37 protein-coding genes and 1 other annotated feature are annotated in these 23510 nt (G+C 53.7%); of the genes, 30 read left to right on the top strand and 7 right to left on the bottom strand.

The annotated features are described in order from the left end of the window. The first annotated feature begins 186 nt into the window (after positions 1-186). The 5 genes from ISG32_RS26805 to ISG32_RS26785 all read left to right on the top strand — a co-directional run bounded on the left by ISG32_RS26805 (position 187) and on the right by ISG32_RS26785 (position 4126). Positions 187-480, top strand: a complete 294-nt coding sequence (locus tag ISG32_RS26805; RefSeq protein ID WP_194774076.1) for a hypothetical protein — start codon at positions 187-189, stop codon at positions 478-480. After that, a protein-coding gene (locus ISG32_RS26800) for an IS3 family transposase (protein ID WP_404826422.1) occupies positions 443-1674 on the top strand; the annotation gives its coding sequence in 2 pieces (ribosomal slippage) (positions 443-734 and positions 734-1674; 1233 coding nt in all). The genes ISG32_RS26805 and ISG32_RS26800 overlap by 38 nt, the downstream gene beginning before the upstream one ends. After that, positions 721-837 (top strand) — a sequence feature (AL1L pseudoknot). It overlaps the preceding gene by 117 nt. Positions 1675-1764: 90 nt before the next feature. Next, complete coding sequence (locus ISG32_RS26795) at positions 1765-2178, top strand: hypothetical protein (protein WP_194774075.1); 414 nt, start codon at positions 1765-1767, stop codon at positions 2176-2178. Positions 2179-2199: 21 nt separating this feature from the next. After that, a complete protein-coding gene (locus ISG32_RS26790; RefSeq protein ID WP_194774074.1) occupies positions 2200-3342 on the top strand; it encodes a tyrosine-type recombinase/integrase in 1143 nt (380 codons plus the stop codon). 13 nt (positions 3343-3355) lie between these two features. Beyond that, positions 3356-4126 carry a hypothetical protein gene (locus ISG32_RS26785; RefSeq protein WP_194774073.1) on the top strand — a complete coding sequence of 257 codons (771 nt, stop codon included), beginning with the start codon at positions 3356-3358 and terminating at the stop codon, positions 4124-4126. A gap of 12 nt (positions 4127-4138) precedes the next feature. On the opposite strand, the gene ISG32_RS26780 is transcribed toward ISG32_RS26785, so the two are convergent. The 6 genes from ISG32_RS26780 to ISG32_RS26755 form a co-directional block, all read right to left on the bottom strand. Then, entirely contained in the window at positions 4139-4450 is a 312-nt protein-coding gene (locus ISG32_RS26780) for a hypothetical protein (RefSeq protein WP_194774072.1), read from the bottom strand. Positions 4451-4452: 2 nt separating this feature from the next. Next, entirely contained in the window at positions 4453-4932 is a 480-nt protein-coding gene (locus ISG32_RS26775) for a hypothetical protein (RefSeq protein WP_194774071.1), read from the bottom strand. Further along, entirely contained in the window at positions 4925-5611 is a 687-nt protein-coding gene (locus ISG32_RS26770; RefSeq protein ID WP_194774070.1) for a ParA family protein, read from the bottom strand. Before ISG32_RS26770 ends, ISG32_RS26775 begins: the two co-directional genes overlap by 8 nt. A gap of 297 nt (positions 5612-5908) precedes the next feature. Beyond that, on the bottom strand, positions 5909-6898 hold the full coding sequence (locus ISG32_RS26765) for a ParB/RepB/Spo0J family partition protein (protein WP_194774069.1): 990 nt from the start codon (positions 6896-6898) through the stop codon (positions 5909-5911). Positions 6899-6939: 41 nt separating this feature from the next. Further along, positions 6940-7416 carry a hypothetical protein gene (locus ISG32_RS26760; RefSeq protein WP_194774068.1) on the bottom strand — a complete coding sequence of 159 codons (477 nt, stop codon included), beginning with the start codon at positions 7414-7416 and terminating at the stop codon, positions 6940-6942. A 1-nt stretch (position 7417) separates the two neighbouring features. Next, positions 7418-8413, bottom strand: coding sequence for a ParM/StbA family protein (locus ISG32_RS26755; protein WP_194774067.1), 996 nt, complete (start codon positions 8411-8413; stop codon positions 7418-7420). Positions 8414-8756: 343 nt separating this feature from the next. Between ISG32_RS26755 and ISG32_RS26750 the strand changes: the two genes are divergently transcribed. From ISG32_RS26750 to ISG32_RS26705, 10 genes are all read left to right on the top strand, one after another. Continuing rightward, on the top strand, positions 8757-9455 hold the full coding sequence (locus tag ISG32_RS26750) for a hypothetical protein (RefSeq protein WP_194774066.1): 699 nt from the start codon (positions 8757-8759) through the stop codon (positions 9453-9455). A 489-nt stretch (positions 9456-9944) separates the two neighbouring features. Beyond that, positions 9945-10349 (top strand): hypothetical protein, encoded by a 405-nt coding sequence (locus tag ISG32_RS26745; protein WP_194774065.1) that lies wholly within the window; start codon positions 9945-9947, stop codon positions 10347-10349. Positions 10350-10351: 2 nt separating this feature from the next. Then, complete coding sequence (locus ISG32_RS26740; RefSeq protein WP_194774064.1) at positions 10352-10705, top strand: helix-turn-helix domain-containing protein; 354 nt, start codon at positions 10352-10354, stop codon at positions 10703-10705. Between the two features lie 60 nt (positions 10706-10765). Continuing rightward, positions 10766-11140 (top strand): hypothetical protein, encoded by a 375-nt coding sequence (locus ISG32_RS26735; RefSeq protein WP_194774063.1) that lies wholly within the window; start codon positions 10766-10768, stop codon positions 11138-11140. 39 nt (positions 11141-11179) lie between these two features. After that, on the top strand, positions 11180-11893 hold the full coding sequence (locus ISG32_RS26730; RefSeq protein ID WP_194774062.1) for a hypothetical protein: 714 nt from the start codon (positions 11180-11182) through the stop codon (positions 11891-11893). 735 nt (positions 11894-12628) lie between these two features. Further along, positions 12629-13537: a DUF3150 domain-containing protein gene (locus ISG32_RS26725; RefSeq protein ID WP_194774061.1), complete on the top strand. Its 909-nt coding sequence runs from the start codon at positions 12629-12631 to the stop codon at positions 13535-13537. Positions 13538-13763: 226 nt separating this feature from the next. Beyond that, complete coding sequence (locus ISG32_RS26720; protein WP_194774060.1) at positions 13764-14387, top strand: hypothetical protein; 624 nt, start codon at positions 13764-13766, stop codon at positions 14385-14387. A gap of 284 nt (positions 14388-14671) precedes the next feature. Next, positions 14672-15004, top strand: a complete 333-nt coding sequence (locus ISG32_RS26715) for a hypothetical protein (protein ID WP_194774059.1) — start codon at positions 14672-14674, stop codon at positions 15002-15004. A gap of 3 nt (positions 15005-15007) precedes the next feature. Then, positions 15008-15271 (top strand): hypothetical protein, encoded by a 264-nt coding sequence (locus tag ISG32_RS26710; protein WP_194774058.1) that lies wholly within the window; start codon positions 15008-15010, stop codon positions 15269-15271. Between the two features lie 181 nt (positions 15272-15452). Further along, positions 15453-16394 (top strand): hypothetical protein, encoded by a 942-nt coding sequence (locus tag ISG32_RS26705; protein ID WP_194774057.1) that lies wholly within the window; start codon positions 15453-15455, stop codon positions 16392-16394. Positions 16395-16479: 85 nt separating this feature from the next. Here ISG32_RS26705 and ISG32_RS26700 read toward each other — a convergent pair whose 3' ends face one another. Continuing rightward, positions 16480-16749 (bottom strand): hypothetical protein, encoded by a 270-nt coding sequence (locus ISG32_RS26700; RefSeq protein WP_194774056.1) that lies wholly within the window; start codon positions 16747-16749, stop codon positions 16480-16482. Between the two features lie 87 nt (positions 16750-16836). On the opposite strand from ISG32_RS26700, the gene ISG32_RS26695 reads away from it, so the two are divergent. The 15 genes from ISG32_RS26695 to ISG32_RS26625 all read left to right on the top strand — a co-directional run bounded on the left by ISG32_RS26695 (position 16837) and on the right by ISG32_RS26625 (position 23328). Further along, positions 16837-17496 (top strand): tyrosine-type recombinase/integrase, encoded by a 660-nt coding sequence (locus tag ISG32_RS26695; RefSeq protein ID WP_194774055.1) that lies wholly within the window; start codon positions 16837-16839, stop codon positions 17494-17496. Beyond that, positions 17496-18263, top strand: a complete 768-nt coding sequence (locus ISG32_RS26690) for a hypothetical protein (protein WP_194774054.1) — start codon at positions 17496-17498, stop codon at positions 18261-18263. Before ISG32_RS26695 ends, ISG32_RS26690 begins: the two co-directional genes overlap by 1 nt. A gap of 46 nt (positions 18264-18309) precedes the next feature. After that, a complete protein-coding gene (locus ISG32_RS26685) occupies positions 18310-18546 on the top strand; it encodes a hypothetical protein (protein ID WP_194774053.1) in 237 nt (78 codons plus the stop codon). Between the two features lie 58 nt (positions 18547-18604). Next, the gene (locus ISG32_RS26680; protein WP_194774052.1) at positions 18605-18964 is read left to right on the top strand and encodes a hypothetical protein; all 360 of its coding nucleotides are present in this window, start codon (positions 18605-18607) and stop codon (positions 18962-18964) included. A 12-nt stretch (positions 18965-18976) separates the two neighbouring features. After that, positions 18977-19336, top strand: a complete 360-nt coding sequence (locus tag ISG32_RS26675) for a hypothetical protein (protein ID WP_194774051.1) — start codon at positions 18977-18979, stop codon at positions 19334-19336. 3 nt (positions 19337-19339) lie between these two features. Next, complete coding sequence (locus ISG32_RS26670; RefSeq protein WP_194774050.1) at positions 19340-19696, top strand: hypothetical protein; 357 nt, start codon at positions 19340-19342, stop codon at positions 19694-19696. A gap of 12 nt (positions 19697-19708) precedes the next feature. Then, complete coding sequence (locus tag ISG32_RS26665) at positions 19709-19885, top strand: hypothetical protein (RefSeq protein WP_194774049.1); 177 nt, start codon at positions 19709-19711, stop codon at positions 19883-19885. Between the two features lie 226 nt (positions 19886-20111). Continuing rightward, the gene (locus tag ISG32_RS26660; RefSeq protein WP_194774048.1) at positions 20112-20486 is read left to right on the top strand and encodes a hypothetical protein; all 375 of its coding nucleotides are present in this window, start codon (positions 20112-20114) and stop codon (positions 20484-20486) included. Positions 20487-21008: 522 nt separating this feature from the next. Further along, positions 21009-21287, top strand: coding sequence for a hypothetical protein (locus ISG32_RS26655; RefSeq protein WP_194774047.1), 279 nt, complete (start codon positions 21009-21011; stop codon positions 21285-21287). Positions 21288-21299: 12 nt separating this feature from the next. Continuing rightward, positions 21300-21575, top strand: coding sequence for a hypothetical protein (locus ISG32_RS26650; RefSeq protein WP_194774046.1), 276 nt, complete (start codon positions 21300-21302; stop codon positions 21573-21575). A 23-nt stretch (positions 21576-21598) separates the two neighbouring features. After that, positions 21599-22015, top strand: coding sequence for a hypothetical protein (locus ISG32_RS26645; protein WP_194774045.1), 417 nt, complete (start codon positions 21599-21601; stop codon positions 22013-22015). Positions 22016-22033: 18 nt separating this feature from the next. Continuing rightward, entirely contained in the window at positions 22034-22318 is a 285-nt protein-coding gene (locus ISG32_RS26640) for a hypothetical protein (protein WP_194774044.1), read from the top strand. Between the two features lie 191 nt (positions 22319-22509). Further along, the gene (locus ISG32_RS26635; RefSeq protein WP_194774043.1) at positions 22510-22812 is read left to right on the top strand and encodes a hypothetical protein; all 303 of its coding nucleotides are present in this window, start codon (positions 22510-22512) and stop codon (positions 22810-22812) included. Positions 22813-22826: 14 nt separating this feature from the next. Beyond that, on the top strand, positions 22827-23033 hold the full coding sequence (locus tag ISG32_RS26630) for a hypothetical protein (RefSeq protein WP_194774042.1): 207 nt from the start codon (positions 22827-22829) through the stop codon (positions 23031-23033). Next, on the top strand, positions 23026-23328 hold the full coding sequence (locus ISG32_RS26625) for a hypothetical protein (protein WP_194774041.1): 303 nt from the start codon (positions 23026-23028) through the stop codon (positions 23326-23328). Before ISG32_RS26630 ends, ISG32_RS26625 begins: the two co-directional genes overlap by 8 nt. Positions 23329-23510 lie beyond the last annotated feature (182 nt).

The raw sequence follows: 23510 nt of genomic DNA, 5'->3' as shown, positions 1-23510 counted from the left end.
GAGGCCACCATACCCGTTTACAAAGCGAACAGGAAAGTCAATGAAATCAACGGTCTACCCAGACCACCCCCGCGCCAGTGCTAGCTTTGCGTACCGTCACTTATTGCACTGAAAACGAGGAGACCCCCTTTATCGTCAAAAAGCAGAAACTGGCGAATCTATCAGTGGCTGCTTGGCTGTACTTCTATGTCGGTCGGTCTTGTCCACCTGGCAGTGGTCGCTTTGACTCGATCGCTCGGTCCCCTTGAAGGAGCTCGGGCGCTGGGTATCGTCTACTTTCTGATGGCATTGCTGGTGTTGGCAGTGACCTTCCATCACGCCAAAAATGGCTTCGTCAGCACGAGGATGGGCCGCGTCTATGTGGGCCTCATCGCTGCATCTTTCACCTATGGTGAACCGCCCCGGCTTTTGAGGAGGCTCTTTTCTCTGAGAGGATTGAGCTATGAAGAAGTCGAACAAGTTCTCGCCCGAAGTCCGTGAGCGGGCTGTGAGGATGGTGCAGGAGCACCGGGGGGAGTACCCATCGCTGTGGGCAGCCATTGAATCTATCGCCCCCAAGATTGGCTGCGTGCCGCAGACGCTGCATGAATGGGTAAAGCGTGTCGAAGTCGATAAGGGTGTGCGCGAAGGCGTCACTACCAGCGAGGCACAGCGTGTGAAGGACCTGGAGCGCGAGGTCAAGGAACTGCGCCGGGCCAACGAGATTCTGAAGCTGGCCAGCGCGTTTTTCGCCCAGGCGGAGCTCGACCGCCGACTCAAGTCCTGAGGGACTTCATCGACAAGCACCGCAACACTTTCGGGGTCGAGCCGGTCTGCAAGGTATTGCAGATCGCCCCGTCGGGGTATCGAAGACACGCGGCGCTGCTGCGCGAGCCGCACAAACGCTGCGCCAGAGCGCGCCGCGATGATGTCCTCGTGCCGGAGATACAGCGCGTCTGGCAGGCCAACATGCAGGTCTACGGCGCCGACAAGGTCTGGCGGCAGTTGGCACGCGAGGGCACGGTCGTGGCGAGATGTACGGTCGAGCGCCTGATGCGCCGCATGGGACTGCGTGGCGTAATGCGCGGCAAGGTCGTGCGCACCACTATCAGTGACGCCAAGGCTGCTTGCCCGCTGGACCTCGTCAACCGGCAGTTTCGTGCCGAGCGCCCGAATCAACTATGGGTCTCGGACTTCACATACGTGTCGACCTGGCAGGGATGGCTCTATGTGGCCTTCGTCATCGACGTGTTTGCTCGTCGCATCGTGGGCTGGCGTGTGAGCAGTTCGATGCGAACGGACTTCGTGCTCGATGCACTGGAGCAGGCCCTGTATGCCCGGCAGCCTGAACGCGATGGGAGTCTGGTATGTCACTCGGATCGCGGCTCTCAGTACGTGAGCATTCGGTACACCGAGCGGCTGGCAGAAGCGGGTATTGAGCCGTCTGTGGGCAGCAAGGGCGACTCCTATGACAACGCCCTGGCCGAGACGATCAATGGCCTGTACAAGGCTGAGCTGATTCACCGCCGGGCACCGTGGAAAACCAAGGAGTCCGTTGAATTGGCGACGCTTGAATGGGTGGCCTGGTTCAACCACCACCGTCTGCTGGAGCCCATCGGGTACATCCCGCCTGCAGAAGCTGAGGCAAACTACTGGCGGCAACTCGCCTGTCAGGCCACCACGATGGCGGCCTGACTTAAACCAAACAGCCTCCACGAATCCCGGGGCGGTTCATGGTGGTATCTGGTACTACCTTCACTGACTTTTCAACCAAAGGGAGTAAACATGCAAAGCAATTCATCCAGCCTGCCTTCCGCTCAGACAAATGAAGTGTTCAGGGGACTTGGTTCTAGTCCTGATTCAACGATCGCATGGTTCAAAGTCCAAGGGCAATTAGTCCGAAACGCAGCATCAGAAATAGCTGTGCATGCGTTTGGGTTTTATGCCGCTGAACGGTCAAAGACGGAAGCTGATCGCCATCTAAGTACTGTTGAACGATTGGCGTTAGCAGAGAAGTACACGCGTATTGCTCTGCTTGAGCATGACTTGGCGAAGCGTGTTGTAGAGGCAAGAAATCTTCAAGGCGACACCTATGTCACTCAAGAGATGCGGATCATGGAAATGGCGCTTTCAGAGGCGCTTGGCCTGTATGCGACTCTAAAGGCGGCGTGCGAAAACGCAAATAAGTTCCCCCTCTAGTTCCCTTGCCGCATGACGTCCTTGAACAACCAGTCATTCTCCGACGACGATGCTGACTTCATTCGGTCAGCTTCGCTCGTGCATGCCGCATCTTTGGCCCACACGGCGGTTTCGCCTGTTGAGGATCCATCGGATGATGCCCGTTTGCTGAGAATTTGGCTTGGATCCTACGCTCAGCGTTCGCCGCACACACGGCGGCAGGCCGTGCGCGAATCGCGTCGACTGCTCGCCTTCCTCAATCACACCAAAGGGCTCAGTCGTCGGCAGTTGGCCGACTGCAGCCTGGACGACGCCAATCGCTTCGTCGCCTACCTTCGATCGCCCTTCCCTCTCGACCAGCATGTCTTGGATCTCATGCAGCTCAAAGAGCAGCCGATCGATGGACCGCTCGCGTGGTCAAGCGTTCGGCTGGCGGTGAGGGTATTGCATCGAATGTTCGAGGCTATGCGCAACGTGCTGGTGCAGGGTAATCCGATCATCAAAATCAACCCGCTGCGCCTTGTGAATCTGCCAAGCAAGAAGTCGTCACCGAATTACGAAGGAAAGGCGCTGACTGCTGCTGAAATGGATGAAGTACTCGCTGCGATCGAGGTGATGCCGCGTGACACCAAGCGCGAGCTTGCTCGGTACCACCGAATACGGTGGGTCATCGCAGTGCTTTACCGATCGTGGATCCGGCGTAGTGCATTTGCCGCACTGAGCATGCGTGATTTCGAGCGAATGTCGGGGCACTGGCGCGTGAAAATTCGCACAAAAGGCGGTGGTGATGAGTACATCGTTGTCACTGACCATCTGATCAACGAGCTGATCACTTACCGGCGATCGCTTGGCATGACGGATCTTCCCGCTGCAGACGACCGTAGGCCGGTTTTTCAGGCGCTTGGCGGCAGTGTCAAGCCCATGACAGACCAGACCGTCTACAACGTTGTGACAGAGTTCGCAGAGCTGGTTGCTGATGGTGTTGAGGATCCTGTCATGAGCGCCAGGATCCGTGCAGCCACACCCCACACCTTTCGCCACACAGCGATCACGCACGCCCTTGAGGCCGGAATTGATCCTCGGTACGTGCAAGCTCAAGCAACGCATTCAAGCCTGACTGTGACGGCAAACTACGACCACAAGGACAAGGCGAAAATGGCGGGTATCCTGAGTAAGGTTTTCTAGCCAACAACAATCAATGCATCCATCGACACAATCCATCATTACATTGCTTCGCCGCCTGAAGGGGCGAGATATTGGAGCTATGCAGCCCGCAACAGCGGATGCTTTTCGAGCTGCTGCTGCCGATGAGTTCACAGGTGCAACAGCAGGGTTTCACGAAGTGCTCTTGGGTGACTTGCATGAAGGCGATCGCTGGATGTGGGGTGTAGATCGGCTTTGGGAACAAGGCGGTTTTCCCAACAACATTGCGGAAATGCTTCTTGCGGATACCACGGAAATCGATGCGTCAACAGGTAGGCCGCAGATCATCCAACGTGCAATTGCAAGATGGCCTTCATTCCGGATGTCGCTCGCTATTTTTGGTGAATTCCACTATCCAGGCGGCGGTGGCTTTCAAGCTGAACCTTCCCTGCAACTATCTCTGACTGTCCATGGTGGGAATGAGCTGTATTGCATCCAGCGGTACCTAGAGGTGACCAGTGCTGATTTTCCGCAGTCAGGCGATGGACTGACTGTAGAGATTTGGCCTCTTGAAAACTGCTGTAGTGAAGCCATCAATCCAGAGAACCCTTTGGATGCTTTCACTGCGATTGCTGATGCAGCGATACAAGCCTCAATTGACGAGCATGGATCGAAGGACTTGGTGGAGAGTGTCGAGATTCAATTTCATTTTGATGGATCCGTTGATCCTCTGAAGTTCGAATCCGCAAGCGAGTATTTGGGCCACATGTTCACGACTGTCTCACGGGCACTCGCGAATGCAAAATTTGGATCGCCGATAAACTGATTGGTCAGCCACTCACGCCCCCGCTGCCTTCTGCAGCGTCCAAAACATCGTGTCGTAGGCCACGTACTCAGCAGCGCTCAGAGCTTCTTCACCGGAGATGATCTCGAACCCACGACGTGAGAGTGGCACGCTCTCCAGCAACCGGCCAGCGTCATCGTAGTGATCGAGCGTGAATTCCGCCTCGGTCTTGGATACGCAAAACATCTTTGCGCTTTCCAAGACCGCCAGCGTTTCATAGTCGCTGTCCCACTTGGCACCGACGCCGGTTTTCAGAGCTCGCGAGCCCTGAAGAAAGTGCATTTCAAGATAGGACATGTCCTGCATGATCAACGCTTGCCGTACTTCTCTTCCCAGAGCTCGTTTGCTTCTTGGAGGATTGCTGCTTCAATGACGTTCTTGCAGTACCTAGCTTTGACGTAGCTTTTCTTTGCCACAAGAAAGTTGAGTGCTTCTTTTGCGGCATCAGACAAGAGCAGGTTGAACGCCTTGCCCGCGTTCTCCGCATCAAGCTCTGCCCATGGTGGCTGCTTGGGCGTATAGCCTTCAATGATCGCACCGCCTGGCAAAACAACGGCGCTTCGCTGATCCGCCTCGTTCGCTTCATTGACAAATGACTCGAAGTCTTGAACGGGTGGCTTCGCGGCCATGTTGCGCATGGCCTGATCGACCGGCGTTGATTTGATGACGGATTGCGTTGTGGCAGCGACTGGCGCTGCAGGCGCAGGAGTTGGAATTGGCGCTGCTGCAGGCGCTGTTTGTTTGGCTGCACCAGCGGGCCGGAATGGCCCAGCGTTCTTTTTAACCATACAAGTACCCGTAAATGTTCAGCATGTCAGTAACGCCGGGATCCGTGCGTTTTGTCTCATCTGCTGTTCCGCCAATTTCTTCTGAGCTCCAGCCTTTGTCAGTAGCTCGGTAGTGAATCCGGCGTTCAGGAAAATGGACGTTCGCGATTGGAATGGAGGTCTTCTCCGCGATTTCATCGTAGGCACGCTGCAGCTCTTCGCGCCGTGGATTCGTTTGCGGGCGCAGGATGATCGACACGTTAGCGTCCGGATTGAACTCCTGCATGCGCAGATAGGTTTCATGCAGGTCTGCAATGTGCTCAAGATCAAAGAGCGACAAGCTCATTGGAATCAACACATCATCAGCCATGCCCCACGAGCGGCGCAGATCTGCCGAGTCGCGACCAGCGGTGTCGATGAAGATGTCGCTGTAAGTAGCCCTGAAGCCCTTGACGGTCGTTGCAACGAGCTCGTTGAACGCTTGAATACACTGCACCGTTCCTTCAAGTTCAGGGTGCCGGTTGCGGCGCTCAGCCCACTTGCTCGCAGTTCCCTGCTTGTCGGTATCGATGATGATGACGTTGCCACCACGCGCTTGACGCATGGCGGCCATGTTCACTAGCAGCGTTGTTTTGCCAACGCCGCCCTTCGGATTTGCCACTACAAATACGCGGCAGTTTTTGCTCTTTGCCTTGCTCACTTCAGTCCCTTTCTGATGCAAGAATGCTCGACGTCATTTGACGTCAAATAGCGTGAATCGACGTTTTTGCACGTTGCGTGACGTGTGCTAGCGTCACATAACGTCAATTCACGTTTCGCGCACTGGGCGCGAATTCCGCTATGTTAACGCGCAACAAGACGGACGGTGTGTGATTTCGTGAAAAACGTCGGTCAACGTTGCGTAGCGCCAACTGACGTCTATCGACGTTCGCTGATACCTATCGGCGTCATTGGACGTGCATCAGCGTTAGTTGACGTTACTTGACGTCAATCGACGTCATTCCGTTTCCTCGTTATCGTGCAGATCGAGCTCCAAGTTTTTGGAGTTGGGTTGCTCTTCCTCGACCGGCAGATCGGCACCACTCTCGCGGAGATCCAGAAGCAGGTCTTCGATCTTGGCCTGCAGTTGAGGCGATATCGACTTGAACTCTGGATCCTTGGTGATCTCGCCAAGCGTGTCATAGAGTTTCGGCGCAGCTTTGTGCAGTACCTTGCGGCGCTGTTGAGCTGGAGCTGCTTGGACATTCTTGGCTGTGGCCTTCGATGCGCCCTTCGCTTTGGCTTCTTCAAGGGCGTTCTTCAGCACGTCCAGCGCCTTGACACCGTGCTTGCGCAGTGTGTCGATCGCGAGCGTTGCGGAGATCTGGTCTTGCTGCACCATGGCGCGGATGTCGCGGTGGGCCGCAATGAGCATCAGCAGGCCTTCCACGTACACCAAGGAGCGCCCCATCACTTTCGCGATGTCCTCGGGCGTGCGTCCGAAGGTGATCAATCGCTTGTAGGTGACGGCAGTCTCGTACATCGTCAGTGGCTGGCCGCTGTTGGAGAGCGACAGAGCGATCGTCAGATCCTCCATGCTCGTGCCTTGCTCCACGTAGATGAGCGGGATGGATTCGATTTGAGCGCCCTCAGATCGAGCGATCTTCACAGCACGCAAACGCGTGTGCCCGTTCGTCACGAATGGCGAGCTGGATCCATCCTCATTGCGCACGGCCACCACAGACAGTGGAAAGTCGCGCTTGAACCCGTGGATCTTCATCTGGTCTGCGAGCCAGCGGATATAGGCCAAGTGAGTGGGTGTGTCCGTGCGTGGATTGAAGTGCTCGAAGACCTTGATGTCATCAGGATGTGCGAACCACAGATCCTGCGATTTGGCACCCAGTTCCTTCATCGCAGTGCGCGATGAGCCAGGAACGAATGGGATATCACCATCGAAGTCAGCCGGATCGACAAAAACATTCTGATCGGGCTTTGCTTTTTTGCTCATATCGTCCTCTTTTCAAGTTGGGCCGCTGCCACGGCTGTTGGTCAATCGACCATGTTGAAGTGACTCTGGGCTGTTTCGGAGAATGAAACTTCATGCCCACTCGACGCAGTTTCATTGCCCACCGAATCAGATTTATCGTGAGCTGCTTGCGTAGCTGAATCATCAATGGCTGCGGGAACTGTTTGTGCAGGCTCAGGAGCTTGTTGCACGCCACGAGATTCTGAAACTGTAGCGGAGCCGGGTTGATTAGTGCTCACTGACACTGATCGTTTTTCATAACTGGCTTTGGCTTGCGGTGCATGCCGTTGTCGTGGCGCGGATTTGCTGGATCCTGCCAACTCAGATGCCGCGTGATCGCGCAGCACCTGCACATAGGTTTGATTGGCCGAACGGTATGGGAGGGAGTCGTGGAACTGCATCAATTGCTCGTTCTCGGGATCATTGGGATCCACGAGTAAAACGATGCGTACCTTCGTCCCCGGTTCGCGTTCGGCCTTGGCGCGTACCCACTTGGACATTTCAAGCCGCCTTCACTGTCTGGTTTTGCTTGTGAAGCTGGAAACCTGCTCCAAAGCGGCTAAAGCCTTCAGCGACTGCAAATCGACTGTCGTCACACAATTTCGCATGAGGCCAGTGACTGCGGATGTGTTCGAAAATCAATGGAGCACCGCCACCAGCGAGCAAAATGCCATCCAAAGACCGCGCATGTTCACCCATCAGAGCATTTGCTTTCACGCGAATGTCTTCAGCGAGCGCAGGAATGGATTGATCGATTTCATCGCCGATGTCTTCCACTTGCCCGAAGTGTTTGATTTGACGATTCACGAAAGCGCGAGAAGCTTCTTCAAGTCCAATTGAGATTCCCCGTTTCGCGAGAAGCTTTTGCAGGTTTTCTGCAACCACTGTCATGCCATTTGAAGAGCCAAAGCAGCGTTCAACAATTCGGCCATTCAACACGACACAGAAATCAGTCGTGTATTGACCAATTTCGATAATGCCCCACGAATTACCACGGCGTTGCAATTCATCAGATTCTAGACCATTTGATTGAAACTGCATCAATTGAAATGGTCCGAGAGGCTGCGGCAAAACAATGATCTGGCCCTCGGGATAAATCTTGCTCAGATCATCTTTCAGAGCTCCACGCTGATTGCTGTAGTGCTTACCCGGCAGACCAACGACCACAATTGCATTTTCGGTGCGCTCGACGCCGCGATTTTTCAAACGCTTGATTGCGCCGAGAAAAAGAGCTCGGTGTTCGTCGGTAAAAACCCAGTCATCACGCATGCCTGAATCCAGATCGACGCGAGATTGAATGGCTGCTGTTTCGCCAAAAAAGTAGCTTTTACCGTTGACCACTACGGTATCAAGAGCGGCTTTACTGCGTTCTGAATCCGTCGATATTTCGATTGCCGGAGCAACGATGGATGGGAACATGACCTGAATAGCCGAATTGCCGTTCTTTGAACGGGTAACGGCTTTGACAGTGCTGCGCCCGATGTCCAGGCCAATCACGGTTCGCAATGAGTATGGGCTTTAATTCATGGTTTCCCTGCTGTGGTGTGTTGACTATGTGCTTTGTACAAAGGACATATGCAAATGAACTATGTGCAATGAACAATGTGCATTGTACATATACGATCACGCAACACAAGAGGAAATCCGCAAATAGAGGATTTTGCGCGATGCATTCACGCAACAACTCTATTTACCGCTAGGGCATACATGTTGGATGGCCATCTCTGAAACTGAGAGACGGAATCTGAGGCTCCCCCAAAATTCACTTTTGCTAAAAACTTCGGTGATGAGCTCGCATGTTAAGATGCCCTTCGGGCGAAACATAATAAGGCATCAAACTATGACGAAAGCAGCACCCGAAGCTGCAAACGACGGTGATCTCACATGGCCCGATAAATCAGGCTCAATGCGGTACCGCCCTACCCGCCAACAGGTAGAACAAGACCGCCTGATTCTCTCCACGCGTGCCATCTACCAGACCCTGTACGAGCTGGATTTGCTGATTGAGAAGTACGCCTACGCACTTGAGATCCTGCAGCCGTCCATCGACGGAAAAATCGCTGTGCGCTACCTGCAGCATCGCGGAATTACCTCGGATTCGCGCCACCCGACCTTCATCCAGTGGAAGCAAACCAAAAACGGCAAGCTGCTGTACGAGCGGATTCAGTCCAACGAAGTCATCCTTCGCATCCCCAGGAGCACGGTGTTCAATCTCATCCGTGACAGCCTGAAAGATCTGCTGCAAACGCAACGTGGCCTTATCGAGAAGCGCCAAGGCACACTGGACCTGATCGCCAATTTCCGCAGGACGGTGGGAATCCAAACGGCGTTGCACAACAAGAACATCGAATCGCACAACGCTGTGATCGATGAAAAGTTGAAGTCCATACTTCGCGAGCGAAACGCGAACCTTGATGAGTACGTCCAGACCCTCCGAGAAGTCGAAGAGATCATCGACAAGAACGCGCACATTGAACCGGAGAAAAGGCCTCGCGCCGACCTGTATGGAAACATCAATGCCACATCCAAAAAGGCGTAAGCCGACGTGGATTAACGTCAATCGACGTTGGTCAGCGTTCTCTGCCCAAAACGTGAGTTGACGTCACTGAACGTCATTCGAAGTTGCCCGACGCTCCCTAACGCGAAACGGAGTCACGGCACGCTGAGCGACGTGAATCAATATGCAGTAGCGTTGCCCAACGCCAAAATGCGTCAGTGCAAGGTGTTGGGCGTCATTGCACGCCGCTCAACGTTGCCCGGTGTGAATTGACGTCATTCAACGTCATTCAACATGTCCCAGCCACAAACCACCGGCCACACTGCACCCGCCACGGTGCGTTGGCCCCGCGAGTGCGCCCCAGCTCCCCTGTCCCACGCCATGCGCTGCCACCACAGCCGCGCAATCGATGACCTAGTGCACATGACCGCCTTAACCGAGGCATTCTCAAGGAGTACAAATCATGACAAAAGGGGGTATCGAAACCTATACACAAAGAGGTTCACGATGGTAAGATATCGCGAACTAATTATGTTGGGATCTTCGCTGGCAACGTTGAGGTCTTATCCGGAGCATGTTCGCTATTCATTTGGGACGATCGCAAGATATGTCTGTGAGAGTGAACGGACACAGCTTTATGAAGCAATTCAAGAAGCGATTCCGATGCAGCAAGAGATGAAGTTTGTAAAGAATTGGCCTCCAGTGAAATTTTCTGAAAAGAATTTTCCGCTGGATACTGTTCTTGCAATACATCAGTTATCTGTGGATGACCCTGAACATTTCTATCGTTTTTTATTGGCTCCCTACGCGAGAAATCCAGAGTCGAAAGCACCTGAGTTTGTCTTGATGCACACATACATCAAGAAATCCAACAAGATGCCGACGACAGAGCTGGATACTCTCAAAAGGAACATCAAAACTTATTTGAAGAGGTGACTATGCTCCAAGACAAGTTCCAACCTGCGACACCGTGGGATGAATTCGGTCCTGAACATGATCAAGTAATTGCCGACATGAAGAAAAGCCATGCTGCAAAGCATGCGCTGGATCCCAAAGCTGCGCTGATGAGTAAAATCGTCGGTGAGCTCGGGAGTCGAAATCTGAATCAGACACAAATCGGGCAATTGCTCGGTGTGACGCGTACACGCGCCAATAATCTGATGACGGGTAAGCTATCCATGTTCTCACTGGATGCACTGGTTGTCTTCGCTCAACGCCTCAATTGGCGTGTGACATTGACAACGGAGACAAGCACGCAAGATCAGCATGAAGCCGAACTTGCCACCGCTTGAACCAAATCTCTCAGCAAACACTTCGGTGTTTCTGGGAGATTTTTTTATGGGCAAACGTGAATGAAAAAGCAGTATGAGTTGGACGGCCACAAGTATCTGGCGGCTGACTGTGTAGACGGAATATTGATTGATCCAGTGCTGCCGGTGGATTTTGATTCGACGCCAAACGATGATCGTTCGCCCGAGGATTTGATGCGCTGGGAGTTGCGCCCGTTTATCAAGACGTCCGGCGATGGTGAAGAGAGAAGGTACGTGATTCGGTGCCTTGATTTCGGTGCGTGGGATCGCTCAACCAACTGGGGATATGTTGCATCACTGGATGAGGCCGTCGAGCTGGTGAGGAACACGCAGATCCGCGACTATCGTTTGCCGCCGCCAGGAATGGAGATGATCCAGCTCGGCGGACAGCCGGTCTATGTGATGAAGAAGAACTAACGTCAATCGACGTCATTGAACGTCATTCGAGAGAAGGCCATGAATCCGAGGTTGTTGGCTGTGGTGAGTGTGGAGAAGGTTCAACGGGTCCGCTGCCAAAAGGACGGCTGTGGGCATGGTGTATACGCAGCCATCCATGTCGTTGAGCACGATGGCCGGGTGAAGGTGTTGGGATCGACGTGCTTTGCTGAGATCTACGGCGGCGAGCACGCGCTTGGCCGTCCGCAGTACATGGGGGGTGGCCGGAAGATCAGCGCAGAGGATGCGGCGCTACTGGACAGCAATACGGCTGCATTGCTCGCCAAATGGGAGTTGGCCAAGATCGAAACTGAGGCACGGAATAGGGAGAGGCTGCGCAGCATGAATGCCATGCAGGCGTCCAGACTTGAACCGGCAGCGCCCCGCCCTACCCCACAGTCGATGTATGCCTTCCCCGCCCCAGAAGTCACGCGCCGAGTGGCCTCGTCGCCCTGGCCGTGGCAACACCCAAGGAACTACTCGATCGCGTTGTTGCGTTCTCCACACGGACAGGCTTGGTTTCGAGTCCAGCATCAGGACCAGTCGCAGAAGCTCGCGCCGTGGCCGCTGTTCGACGGCTGGGAGAGCGCCCTGCCCGCCCACGTAGGCACGGCGGATCTTGCGTTGGGAGCATTCGGAGTTCCAGACATTGGCCGTGCGATCAAGGAACTGGCCGCACTGGGTTTTACTTCGCCCCAAGTGGGCGTTTGGAATGACTTTCGAAGGGCGTTTTGACGTGAACAGGAGTGCGCTGACGTTCGGAGGTGTTGATGAACGTCGTAGGGCGTCGTTTGACGTGAATTGACGTCAAAAAACGTTAAGGCCTCACTGAGGCGCAACAGATGACAAAGGGCACATGACCAATGAGCGCTTCCAGGAACTGACCGGCTGGCAACTTCCCGAGACTGTTGCCGCGTAGAAGCATCAAGCTTCCACCCCAAAACCCGCACATGCTTCGGTATGTCGCGGGTTTTTTCATGCCTGACGTGGCCTGACGCTCTGTGACGTTAAAGAACGTTGAATGACGTCAGTTAACGTCAATGGCTTCGACGAACATCCAAACATTTCCCAGCCACAAACTACCGGCCCCACGCACCGGCCACACAGCACACGCCACGGTGCGCAGGCCACGCTGCAGTTGCCCCACTCCCCTGCCCCACGCCCCTGCCCCACTCATCGGCCCCACACATCGGCCACATGTCGCAGGCTGCTGGCACCGCTGCCCTGCCGGTGCGGATCCTGCATGCACGCCGCGAGACGTGATCTGAAGTTTCCCGGCGTGTATTGACGTGCAGTCACGCTGCATGACGTGTGTCTACGTCGAAAGATACCCTATGACGCTAAGTGACGTTAATCAACGTCGAATAACGTCAATGAACGTGATGCGATGACGGATATCACCCAGCGCAACAGATGACCCCTTGCACATCAACCGCCTCGATTGAGGCATCTTTAAAAGGGAAACGCATCATGACAACCGTCAGCGCAGAACAATTGCTGCAAAACTGCAGCCTCGTGACTTTCCAGACTCGCACTTTCTCCGCCGTCCGAGACACAGGCCTCGGCAGCAGTGAAAGCGAAGGTCGTATGGAAAAGGTGCTGCAACGCTGTGTGGATGCTGCGACACTGCGACCATTCAATCGCATCAAGATTGACTGCAGCCGTGTATGCCGCAACTACGGAACCCGCATCGACTCTCTGGGCGCTTGGGCCATCTCGCCCGAGAAAGTCGCAGAAGTCAGTGCCATCTTGGAAAAGAATCGCGAAGACTGGTATGCCTACACGACCGAGCTGGCTGACAAGATCGGCAACGTCGTGAGGGAATTTGCCGACAGGAATCCAAGCAATCGTCAGGCCATCTATGACCTGGCACCCACAAGTGAAAGCATCCTTCGTTCAACGAAGTTCTTGTTCGCTGTGTATCGCTTGAATGCCGATGATCTTGAGCAGACCACCTCTATCGAAGATGAAATCACGGACATGCCTATGCAGGTACTTCGTGAAATCAAGGCAACCTTGATGGATGCCGGTATGGATGGTGCTGCTGAAAAGTACACCAAACGTGGCCTGCAGGTCTTGGCTCGTATTGCTGACAAGGCGAGCTCGTTTGCGTTTCTGTCTCCGAAGATTCAGAACGTGCACGAGGTTATCTCCGATGTTTGCAAAACACTGGACCAGTCGCCATCGATCGGTCCATCGCAAGTGCTGCTGCTGAATGCTCTCTGTGAGCAGTTGATGAATCCCTTTGCTCTCTATAGCAAAGGCTTTCAGCTCCCGAGCCCAGATCCTCAGGCACAACCTGTGGTCAAAGCTCCTGCAGCTCCGGCACCGAAGCAATCGCCTGTCGCCTCTATGGCCGATCAGTTGATTGCGTTCTAACCAAAAACCCAGCTCACATCCTCGGATGCGACTGGGTTTTTTCATGCTTGCATGAAACGTGCATCGACGTGCATTAACTCTAAAGAACGTCATTTGACGTTACATGACGTCATTCAGTGTCGAAGAACGTTCGGGTGACCTCCTGTGACGCAACAGATACCACCTTGCACATGTTGTCCCGAAGCCAATCCCGGCACGGGTTTTTAACTTTCAAGGAGTATTCGAAATGAATCAACAGTCAAAGGAGCAGGGCGCTAACACAGGGTTCAATGTGGTTCGCATTCCTGAAGCTGAGTTTCTGGAGTTGATGGCGTCACATCAACTTCAAGCTGAGCCATTTCAGGTACGAGACGGCATCCATTCGGTCCACTTCAGTCGTGATGAGCCCGATGGCTTCAGCTTCGGCTGCATCGTGACTCGCTTGCCGGATGGGTTGTACAGGGTGAACTGTGCTCACTTCAAGAGTCAGATCATTGTGTCGTCGACTCAAACAACAGACAGCGATCTGAAGAACATCGTTGATGAGGTCGTCAAAGACTTTGAGCAGTACGTTCTTGGGATGCGTCATCTCAAGTCTATTGCCGATGGCATCAACGCACAGGCTCAAGCGGTTCGCTGCAAGGCGTTAGCCGATCTTCAGCATGCACGAAGTCTTGATCACAAGAATCCGTACTCGATCACTCATCGACACAACTACGGCCAAACGACGTACATCCTTTGGTCCGTTGATGAACCCACTGAAGAAGAAGCCATCAAGCTTCTGCACTCCGAGTATGAACCCGATAAGGATGAATCACTCACGATCGAAATGCTGACGCTCGAAGAGCTGCTTGGCGTTCCCGCAAACTGAGCTTCCCAGCTCAATCAAAGCCCATGCTTCAACTTCGGTTGAGCTGGGCTTTTTTCATGAGCGATCGCATCACAACGAGCGGATGGCCTCAACGTCAATACACGTCACATGAGCTCATCTGACGTTCAATGACGTCCATTTACACGAGCCGGTATCGATTGACGTCAATCAACGTCATATAACGTCAAAGAACGTTTTCCACTCAGACGGCGCAACAGATGACATAGCGCACATGCACGCCTACCCGCCAATTTCGGCGAGGGCAAATTCAAGGAGAAACCCAAATGTCATCAGTGACCACCATCTCTATCGAAGAGTTCGAAGCCACGTTCAAGCCTGAAGCCAATCACTTGGTTGAAAGCGACAAAGCATCATTCTGCGGCTGGATGTATGAAACCTACGGTGTTGAGGATGAGTACATTCGCAAGGTTCTCAACGAAACTCCAGCACGGATTTGGACGATTGAAGAAGAGGACGGCGGATTTGTGGTCTTCCGAAATCACTACTCGGAAGACGCAATCGGGTACATCGTGACCGAAGTGAGTGTGAGATCCGGCCAAGAGTTTGTTGTGCGTGATGAAGCACACGATGAACTCGTTCGGCAAGCAAAGGAGTAATCAATGCCAATCGACTTCAACAAATTGAACGACCCTGTGTTCCGCGAGCAAGTTCGGAGAGAACGCGAAGAGGCCGAAGAGAAGCAAGCGAAGAAAGACGCGGAGTTACAAGGACACCTCAACAAGTGCCTTGATGCCTACGAAAGGCTTCCTGAGCGTGAACGTAGCTTCATTCTGTCGTGTAGAACCTGCATCTCAACGCACAGGCAGCTCTCAGAAGCTCAAGAAAAATGGTTACGTGACATCTCAGCTCGTTTAGGCGGCTGAGTCGTCATCGCGCAAGCCTGACCATCCGGCCAGACCACCCCCAAAACCCAGTTTCATCCTCGGATGCGACTGGGTTTTTTCATGGCCGGTCGCTGGTAGAGCAGGGCGCAACCGATGACTTTCTTGCACATGACCGCCTACCCGCCAATTCCGGTGAGGGCACATTCAAGGAGTGATCAAAATGGAAATTCAACAACGGAACGTACAAGGAAAGGTGGAGAACTACAAGTCAACGGAACACCGCATCGCGCAGGAGAATCCGGGCTTCACTCGTGATGATGTTCAGGCTGTTGCAGGTCTCCGAAACTCATTGCTTCAGCAAGGAAACGTGGGATCTTCATTGAGCGTCGGGACGAAGATTTTTGAGGTCACGGCATTCGGGTACGACGGTTCTTTGGACGAAACTGACGATAGAGTGTTTTGGTTGAAGGCTCAGAATCTGCAAGAGGTGCGTGCAGCACTGGCAGGAACCAAGGCTAACGTTCACGGCATGATTGAAGACGAGGTAGAGATCGATTTTGTTCTGCCTGGTCAAGCAGAACTTTTTGCCGAGAAACTGAAGGAGTTTGAAGGGCGTTTTCTGGCGCACCAAGGAAACGTGGAAAGTGCAACGATGACTCCATCGCTGCAGGGCACTGAAACCGAGCTGAAGGCATCGTTGCTGGCGTTGACGCAATACATCGAGCGTGATCTGGAAAACAACTCACCAGAGTGGAAGCCAGAGGACATTCCAGAGTATGCCAATGCCAAAGCCTTGCTTGAGCAGTTGAACGGAAACGTGGAAGCTGCAACGTTGGAAACTCCCCTCGACCTTTCCAAGCTCGATGAGCATGTGTTGATCGCTGAACTTCAGCGCCGTGGAATGTCAGTGCAGGCGTGGTCGGCTGATGACTTCGAATTCATCGTCAATGAAGACGAAGATGTGATTGAACTCGATCTGACGGATGAAGCGCTTGAGAAAGTGCAGCAGCAAGCGTTTGAGCAAGCGAGACGTGATCTTGACAACATCGTGACGGCACGCGGCACTGAACATCTTGCGGACTGGTGGGCGATGAACAAAGCACCCTTACTGGAGCAATTCCAGCAGAAGACTGCCGATGACGGTCCAAGTCCAGGCATGTAAAGCCTGACACCCCCAAAACCCAGTTTCAATCTTCGGATTGGCTGGGCTATTTTTTTATTTTGGTGGTCTTGAACCAAATATCCGATCAGTGCCCGGTGTCGATGAATGTATTCACCTCGGCGCTTGTGTCCATGCGTTTAGCGATGCTTGAGTCATCGCTCATCAGCACCATCACTGCGCCGCCGTTGTTGACAACAGCAAGGCAAATAACACGCATTGTCTCCTTCGAGATGGGCGAAGAGATCGCCGTCTTCCATTCGCTATCTGTTAAAAAAATATTCTTGCCTTGGACTTGCATTTGTTCTCCTGTGAAAAGAGAAATTCTGACAGCTTTTGGAATCCAACTTTCCTTCATCTGGCACTGTGCTGAGCAGCGCGGCCTCTTTGTCCGGGGAATTGGCGGTAGTATCTCTGTAATTCAATGTCGTGGAGGAATTGCAAGATGGCAAAACCGCAGGTGGTGGAGGACAAGCAGCTTGAACACATGCTGAAGGCGACGGCGGCATGTAGCCGCGTACCGGAGCGCGACACAGCGCTGCTGCTCACGCTGTACGGCACGGCGCTTGGGATCACCGAGCTTGCCTCAATCACCATCTCAAACTACTTGAACGCTGATGGTTCGGTGAAGCGAGAAAGTGCCGTGCGCGTGGATGTAGCTCACAACGGCGAAGAGCGCCCCCTGTACTGGTCAAACAAGCGCGTGGTGGCTGCGCTTGATGTCTACCTCGAATGGCGGTTGCAGCAGAAGCACGGAGCCACAGTCAAGAAGGGAGCGTATCGTGGCCTAGACCCCGCTGGAGCGATTTTCTTGACCGAAGCAGGGCAACCCTATGCGCTGACCAGAAGATCGCTACCATCGGGCGTGCTGAGCTATTCCTGCAACACGCTTGGTGCATACATCACAAAACTCCACTCAAACGCGGGCATCGAGGGTGGCAGTGCCCAGTCTGCGAGACGGACCTTTGCTGTCAAGCAGCATCGCCAGGGGCGTGACTTGGTGCATATCGCTGCGATCTTGGGCCACAAGAGCGTCAGCACCACCAAACGACTGGTGGAGGGTGATCCGGTTCGGCTTGCTGACATTGTTGCGAGGGCCGTGTGATGGCGGATCAATCCAGTGGGGATGCGTATCTCTACGCTGTTCTGAGCCTGCAGGAAAGCCAAAAAATAAGGTGCCAGAGGGAAGGGTGCGGGCACTCGGCCTACGCGGCGATTTTCGTCGTTCGCAGTGCTGGTCAATTCACTCTGTTAGGGCGTGAATGCTTCAAGTCGCTTTACGGCCATGAGTGGAGCTTGGGCCGACCGAAGTACATGCCCAACTATTCCCCATCAGCCGGTGGCCGACGCCTGACGGAACAGGAGCGAAAGCAGCTTTTGGAGAACACTGAAGCGTTCATTGAACTGCTTAAACACGAATTCAATGAAGAGCAGGAACGTGAGCGGTTGCGGCAGGAGAGTCTTGCCAAACAGCGCGAGGAGCACGCGAAAGTTGCTGAAAACATGAGACACCGCCTCGCGATGATGCAGGCAAAAATCGCAGCCCAAGGCGGGATGCGTAGGCCAGCAGTGCCTCAACTCTGGGCTGACGACCGCGACCCTGGCAGCACCTTCTTTTGCCACGAGCTGCAGGACGGCTCCAAGTGGGTTCTGTACCTGTCCTATCTACAGCAGTACAGGTACAGGCCCTGGCCGAATCTGTTCGAAGGTTGGGATGAAACTTGGCCGAGAAGTGTTGGATACGTTGTTGCCGGTGAGCCCTTTTACCGAGTTCCTGACCTTGCAGGGTTTCTCAGGTATCTGAAGCCTCAGATTGTCAGAAGTAGAGATGCATGGACTGAAAGCGATATCGGTCGCATTTTGGGTCTGTGAATTCAATTTCCGCGAATTCACGCTGAGCCTCATTAGAATGGTGTACATGAACACGAAAAATAACGTAAACAATGAGCGCTTGCGCGAGCTTGTGACAGGCGCTGGCCTGACGCAGCCCGCAGCGCTCGCGCTTTTCAATCGCGGTATCAAGGTCCGTCCTTTGTCTGAATCAGCATGGAAAAGCTATTTCTGCACTCCTGGAACTGCTCGTCATCGCCGGTTTACGGACGAACTTTTGATCCATGCTGAGAAAGTTTTCAGTTCCTTGCGAAAAGATGCTTGACATGGTGTACAAGTACACTAAATAATTCAGCCATCGAATCACTCTTTGAGCTGAAATCATGAATACCACCGCACAGGAATCCCAGCCAGCCATCTTCACGGTCTATGCGTGGCAGAAGCTGGAAGATGACCGCCGTGAGCTGAAGACGCATCTGGTAGCTGCGCACAGCAGCGAGAAGGCTGAGGCGTTCATGCGCAAGCACCAGCCAAGTCTGATCGAAGGTGCTGAGTGCTTCATCACCACGGATTTTGTGCTCGATCATCTTGAAGGCTTTGGTTCCTGCCACTGGTACTCCAACACCATCACGAAGGATGATCCGCTGAGTGAGTATGAGTTCAAGCGCTGGGTACGTGCCCACATCCGACTGAGCGAAGAGGATGCTGAACCGTTGGTTCCAACGATTCGCGCAATGCACTGAAGGGTGGACACCATGACAACATTCAACACTCCCCACAAAAAGTGGCAAATCTGCGATTGCTGTCGTGGAGAGGGCAGGGTGGATCACCCAGCGTTCGCAAATGGCATCACGTCTTCTGAATGGCAGGAAATGGCCCATGACTGGGACAACGAAGGCGAGATGAATGCGCAGCAGCGCTACATGCGCGGCGACTACGACGTGCCATGCGTGGAGTGCGGCGGTCGGGGCAGCGTGAAGGTGCCCGACTGGTCGGCCATGCCGCGTGCGGAGCGCCGCGCCTACGTTGCGTTCCTGCGCGAGCAGCGCGAGGAAACTGAGTTTCGGCGAATCTCTGCTGCTGAGCGCCAAGCTGAGATGCGGATGGGGTGCTGATCAATGACTACACCAACAACGATTCCACGCACCAAGACTGATCGTTTTCTTGCGAGCTTTCAAGCGGTGGCTATCCAGCCAGAGCATCGAAAACATGGCAGCGAGACGCCGTGCTTGAAGGATTGCGTGATCGCCCCTGCGATTGCAACCAAGTTGATTCGCTGGGCTGAGCACGAAGTGGGTCAAGAATCGCTCGTTTGCACGCTGCAGACGAACGCAGGCCGCGTTGTGAAGATGTGGCACTGGATGGAGCCGTTACTTCAAGCCGCTTTCAAAATGCACACCGAAATGTTCGGTGAAAAAGACCTGCCTGAGGCGGCACGCCGTATGCGCGATACGGGTTCTTGCTGGGCCAACTGAAGGAGCATTGGTATGTCTCAAACACCAAAACAACTTGCTGGTGCGCAGCGCCGTAGCCTGAAATCGCTGCAGAAGAAAATCGAAGTCATGTCTGCCGAATGGGCTGATGTGGATGAGTTCAATTTGAATGAGTTGAAGAGACTCGCGGATCAATGCAAAGAGGTTGCTGGCAACCTCGTCGCTGAATAACGATGGAAAGCTACGCAATGAAGCTCAGTGCCCCTCAGGAACTGCTTGTCGCGAAGCTGCGTGCTGGCGCGAAGCTTCGACACCACCTTGACACTGGGCTGTTCCGCTTACAGGACAACTTCACCACCCGATCTGTCCACCCTGCAACGGTGGAGTCTCTCCTGCGATTAGGCGTCATCAGCAAGTCTCTTGATGGCGAGTGTCGTTTGGGTTGAAAGGAAAGACGATGAAATTTACAGATGCGAGAATTCTGGAGACTCACGCAAGGATTGCAAGTGAGATGGCAGAGGACCCATTCTTGGCGGTTTGCAATGACATACTCGGATATACCCCGATGGGTCCCATCCTCCACGACGACTCAGAATTCAGGGCTTTCGAAGCTCGCTACCAGCAGCTGATCACTCCCGCCGTAACCGCCGCAGTGGGAATTCCGCGCGCTTTGAAGGCTGCACGTACCGCGCTGGAAAACGAAGGGATTGCGACGGAGGCGGACAAGGATCGACCACTCGACCAGTGGTTCCGGCTTCAAGACATCGTGAACGTGCTGCAGGGCTTGACGATGCTCACAGAGAAGCCTGACTGGGCTGCATTCAAAAGATAGAGGAAAGAATTCATGCAACGTGCAAAGTCCAAGCCTTTAATCAAAGCTGCGTCTTTCAGATCTGTGCTGGCATTTTTCCTTACCTTACTCATGCTAAGCCTCCTTCGTGCGGTAGGCGTTGTAGAGGCGTTATCTACATTATTTCCTAACACGGAAGGCGGGGGTGACCTATTCGTCCTTGTTTGGTGTTTCGCTTTCTTGGCATTTCGATTGGCTATGGCGTGGTGGCCTGTGTGGAAGTCTGTCAAGGATGAGGCCAAATGAGAAAGCATATATGTAAAGCACTTCGCAAAAGATCAACTCAGTGGGATGCAAAAGAGGCTCTAGCCTCGATAGTCTTTTTGCTTGTCTTTACATCCCCTGCATTGCTGATGGTGACTCTTCTCGATATCACAACTGATTACAAGCACGGATCGCTTGGTAACGCAACGGCATCGATGGCCGTGCAGGCAATTTGGTGTTGCGTTTTATTGAAGGTGATTGCTGGGACTAAATCGAAGAATTGAAGGAATGTAGCTGAGCATGACAGACCGACTGACCATTGCAGAGGGGTTAAAGCAGACCATGCTCGATGAAGGCGCAAAGCGTGCATGGGCAGGTGATCCAGATTTGTTGCTTGCAGCCTATCGAAAATCTGGAGGCCGGCTTGTGCATCCGTTGAACAAGATTGCAGCAGTTCTTGCTGCTGCGCGGGGATCGAAACTCTTTGAGCAGAAGGGCTACATCAAAGCATGCGATAGCGCTGGCAGGCGAGAAATTTTGCATCCCGTTTTTACGCTGAAAACTACGCATGAAAAGTGAAAGGAAAGCAGCATGGCAGCGAAGCAGCTCACAAAAGAAGAATTGGCGTGGCTACAGGCGCTGCAAGCGCATCTGGACAAATGCCCATCTACAAGAATTGGCGCATTCACAACCGGGGATAGATCACTGTTCGTCTATGACAAGGTTGCTCGCAACAAGTGGGCAGAGAGAAATGGTGGATCATTCAAAGTTGAAGATCGATATGCCGAAGTGGAGATTATTGAAAAGGCGGAAGCTCATCGCTTTACGTTGAGATTCCCGTTTCAAGTGGATGGACTTGTAGGCTGAAAAGATAGGAAGACAGGAATGTCATGAGTGCAACGACCTTTAAATGGATGGTGACAGCACCCAATCCGCGTCATCCAGGTACAGGTTATGACGCTGGGCAGCGTGGCTGGAAGCTGCACGCGATAGCACTCAAAAGAGGTGAGAACTACGATGGGTGGAAACGTCGCACCGCGCTCTGTGGAACGTGGCCCCGTCACGGGTGGGGCAGTGACCTCTTCATTGAAGATGAGTGCGTGCGCTGTCAGAACGCAATGACAAAACGCGAGGCTGCTGGGGAAGTGTTCATTGACTTGGCGGATCTATATCGAGCAGAGCGTGAGCAGGTAGAACTGCAGCTTGCCTTACACATTCGTGAGAGTAAGAGGAATGGCAGCGATCTGTCTGATGACGACATTGAAGAGCTGCGGCAAAAATTTAGGGCGGCTCTTGAGCCGACATGAGATCAAGGAAAGCAGACCATGCAAGCTAACGCAGCATTTTGGGAGGTGGCATACAAGGCAGATCGTCGTGGTCATCACCACCGCTGCAGATGCTGCAACCGGGTACTCAAGGATGGAGAGGCTGCGCTGATGGTGCGTGTCGGCTGGAAGAAAACTTTCGCTATCCATCAAGAGTGCGGCAATACGACTCATGGCACTGCGGCCTGGACTTGGCGCGATGCGTTTGCGCATTGGGGCGCGGAGTATCAGCAGGGTAAGTCGTTGCCGATGCAGGCCAGAAATCAGCAACAGGCCGTGGCCTGAAAGGAAAGCAGCTATGCGATGCAAGGTAGGTGATCGGGCTGTGATTGTGCGAGCCGACAACGATCCCGAATGTCTTGGCCGGATCGTGACTGTGCTGGCTTTGCGCATCACGAATTGGGGACTGGCGTGGCAGGTTGATCCGCCACATTTCTGGCGAGCTGAGACGGGGCAAGATATTGAGGTCATGTGGGATGACCATGACCTCCGACCGCTGCGCGATGGCGATGGCCAGGATGAGATGTTGCGGTTGGTCGGGTTGCCATCCGTTTGCACAACGTAATCAAGGAAAGCAGATGCCCGAAGCTCCAAAAAAACCACCAAAGCCGAAGGCGGGCGATATCGTCTATGCATACGAGTGCGCAGCCGATTTTTTGGAGAATGAAGAATGGCCGGAGCCCGATGGTGGTGCGCAAGTCGCGGCATACCGCGAGGTGGCAAAGCGCTTGCGTCGTGCAGCGGCCAAAGTCAGCAAGCAAGCATTGAAGACGAGGTAAAGGAAACCAGAAAAGTGAGCCAGATAATTACAAGGCAAGCTGCACACATCGAAATCAACGGTGAAGTGCTGGTGCTCAAACTGTCGCCGGAAGCCTGGGCGCAGGTGCTGCAGATTGCGGTGAAAGAGGGGGCGGGCCAACTGATTGTGGCACCAGCTCCGAATCAAGCAGTGCTTGATTTGCTGTCCATTCCAACGGTGCAAGGGAAACAGTATGTCTAAGAACAAACCGCGAGGCCGCATTGCGAAGCGCATAGAGTTCTACACACGCAATAGACGCAAGGCGCAGGGGCGCTCTGTACTCAAGCAGCTCCGTGCCGTTCTGCCAGCGGTCACCGAGAAAGGGGTCATTGTTGATGCGATGCCCTTTGGGCGCGATGAATGGGAGAGTCCGAATTTCCATGCTTTCCATTACGGTGACAACATCATGTTGTCGATAAATCATGCTGATATTGAATCTGCTCGCTCTCTTCCGATCAGCGAGCAGAGGCCTCCGTTGCTCAGTAACGAAGGGTGAGCAAGATGCCCGCGAAAAAGCAAGTTTTTGACCCTCCATTGGCTTCGCTGAATCCACTTCACTACAACGAAGAACGGGAGATGATCGGCCATCAGTTGATCCCCATGGATCAACCCTTAGAGGGCGTGTTTTGGTGTGGCGCTTGTGGTGGGCATCCAGACGATCCGATTCATAAACCGGGA

This window comes from Diaphorobacter caeni, assembly GCF_015354245.1.
GTDB classification, from domain to species: domain Bacteria; phylum Pseudomonadota; class Gammaproteobacteria; order Burkholderiales; family Burkholderiaceae_C; genus Diaphorobacter_A; species Diaphorobacter_A caeni.
This window is presented reverse-complemented; position numbering and strand designations above follow the sequence as displayed.

Excerpts from the sequence above, each read along its gene's own strand:
- ISG32_RS26740 (WP_194774064.1), top strand. The coding sequence starts at position 10,352 with ATGCTCCAAGACAAGTTCCAACCTGCGACACCGTGGGATGAATTCGGT.
- ISG32_RS26660 (WP_194774048.1), top strand. The coding sequence starts at position 20,112 with ATGAAATTTACAGATGCGAGAATTCTGGAGACTCACGCAAGGATTGCA.
- ISG32_RS26685 (WP_194774053.1), top strand. The coding sequence starts at position 18,310 with ATGAACACGAAAAATAACGTAAACAATGAGCGCTTGCGCGAGCTTGTG.
- ISG32_RS26635 (WP_194774043.1), top strand. The coding sequence starts at position 22,510 with ATGACCATGACCTCCGACCGCTGCGCGATGGCGATGGCCAGGATGAGA.
- ISG32_RS26690 (WP_194774054.1), top strand. The coding sequence starts at position 17,496 with ATGGCGGATCAATCCAGTGGGGATGCGTATCTCTACGCTGTTCTGAGC.
- ISG32_RS26805 (WP_194774076.1), top strand. The coding sequence starts at position 187 with ATGTCGGTCGGTCTTGTCCACCTGGCAGTGGTCGCTTTGACTCGATCG.
- ISG32_RS26670 (WP_194774050.1), top strand. The coding sequence starts at position 19,340 with ATGACTACACCAACAACGATTCCACGCACCAAGACTGATCGTTTTCTT.
- ISG32_RS26760 (WP_194774068.1), bottom strand. The coding sequence starts at position 7,416 with ATGTCCAAGTGGGTACGCGCCAAGGCCGAACGCGAACCGGGGACGAAG.
- ISG32_RS26625 (WP_194774041.1), top strand. The coding sequence starts at position 23,026 with ATGTCTAAGAACAAACCGCGAGGCCGCATTGCGAAGCGCATAGAGTTC.
- ISG32_RS26775 (WP_194774071.1), bottom strand. The coding sequence starts at position 4,932 with ATGGTTAAAAAGAACGCTGGGCCATTCCGGCCCGCTGGTGCAGCCAAA.
- ISG32_RS26780 (WP_194774072.1), bottom strand. The coding sequence starts at position 4,450 with ATGCAGGACATGTCCTATCTTGAAATGCACTTTCTTCAGGGCTCGCGA.
- ISG32_RS26720 (WP_194774060.1), top strand. The coding sequence starts at position 13,764 with ATGAATCAACAGTCAAAGGAGCAGGGCGCTAACACAGGGTTCAATGTG.
- ISG32_RS26655 (WP_194774047.1), top strand. The coding sequence starts at position 21,009 with ATGACAGACCGACTGACCATTGCAGAGGGGTTAAAGCAGACCATGCTC.
- ISG32_RS26725 (WP_194774061.1), top strand. The coding sequence starts at position 12,629 with ATGACAACCGTCAGCGCAGAACAATTGCTGCAAAACTGCAGCCTCGTG.
- ISG32_RS26705 (WP_194774057.1), top strand. The coding sequence starts at position 15,453 with ATGGAAATTCAACAACGGAACGTACAAGGAAAGGTGGAGAACTACAAG.
- ISG32_RS26730 (WP_194774062.1), top strand. The coding sequence starts at position 11,180 with ATGAATCCGAGGTTGTTGGCTGTGGTGAGTGTGGAGAAGGTTCAACGG.
- ISG32_RS26665 (WP_194774049.1), top strand. The coding sequence starts at position 19,709 with ATGTCTCAAACACCAAAACAACTTGCTGGTGCGCAGCGCCGTAGCCTG.
- ISG32_RS26735 (WP_194774063.1), top strand. The coding sequence starts at position 10,766 with ATGAAAAAGCAGTATGAGTTGGACGGCCACAAGTATCTGGCGGCTGAC.
- ISG32_RS26695 (WP_194774055.1), top strand. The coding sequence starts at position 16,837 with ATGGCAAAACCGCAGGTGGTGGAGGACAAGCAGCTTGAACACATGCTG.
- ISG32_RS26675 (WP_194774051.1), top strand. The coding sequence starts at position 18,977 with ATGACAACATTCAACACTCCCCACAAAAAGTGGCAAATCTGCGATTGC.
- ISG32_RS26795 (WP_194774075.1), top strand. The coding sequence starts at position 1,765 with ATGCAAAGCAATTCATCCAGCCTGCCTTCCGCTCAGACAAATGAAGTG.
- ISG32_RS26700 (WP_194774056.1), bottom strand. The coding sequence starts at position 16,749 with ATGAAGGAAAGTTGGATTCCAAAAGCTGTCAGAATTTCTCTTTTCACA.
- ISG32_RS26745 (WP_194774065.1), top strand. The coding sequence starts at position 9,945 with ATGTTGGGATCTTCGCTGGCAACGTTGAGGTCTTATCCGGAGCATGTT.
- ISG32_RS26645 (WP_194774045.1), top strand. The coding sequence starts at position 21,599 with ATGAGTGCAACGACCTTTAAATGGATGGTGACAGCACCCAATCCGCGT.
- ISG32_RS26710 (WP_194774058.1), top strand. The coding sequence starts at position 15,008 with ATGCCAATCGACTTCAACAAATTGAACGACCCTGTGTTCCGCGAGCAA.
- ISG32_RS26640 (WP_194774044.1), top strand. The coding sequence starts at position 22,034 with ATGCAAGCTAACGCAGCATTTTGGGAGGTGGCATACAAGGCAGATCGT.
- ISG32_RS26650 (WP_194774046.1), top strand. The coding sequence starts at position 21,300 with ATGGCAGCGAAGCAGCTCACAAAAGAAGAATTGGCGTGGCTACAGGCG.
- ISG32_RS26715 (WP_194774059.1), top strand. The coding sequence starts at position 14,672 with ATGTCATCAGTGACCACCATCTCTATCGAAGAGTTCGAAGCCACGTTC.
- ISG32_RS26680 (WP_194774052.1), top strand. The coding sequence starts at position 18,605 with ATGAATACCACCGCACAGGAATCCCAGCCAGCCATCTTCACGGTCTAT.
- ISG32_RS26785 (WP_194774073.1), top strand. The coding sequence starts at position 3,356 with ATGCATCCATCGACACAATCCATCATTACATTGCTTCGCCGCCTGAAG.
- ISG32_RS26765 (WP_194774069.1), bottom strand. The coding sequence starts at position 6,898 with ATGAGCAAAAAAGCAAAGCCCGATCAGAATGTTTTTGTCGATCCGGCT.
- ISG32_RS26750 (WP_194774066.1), top strand. The coding sequence starts at position 8,757 with ATGACGAAAGCAGCACCCGAAGCTGCAAACGACGGTGATCTCACATGG.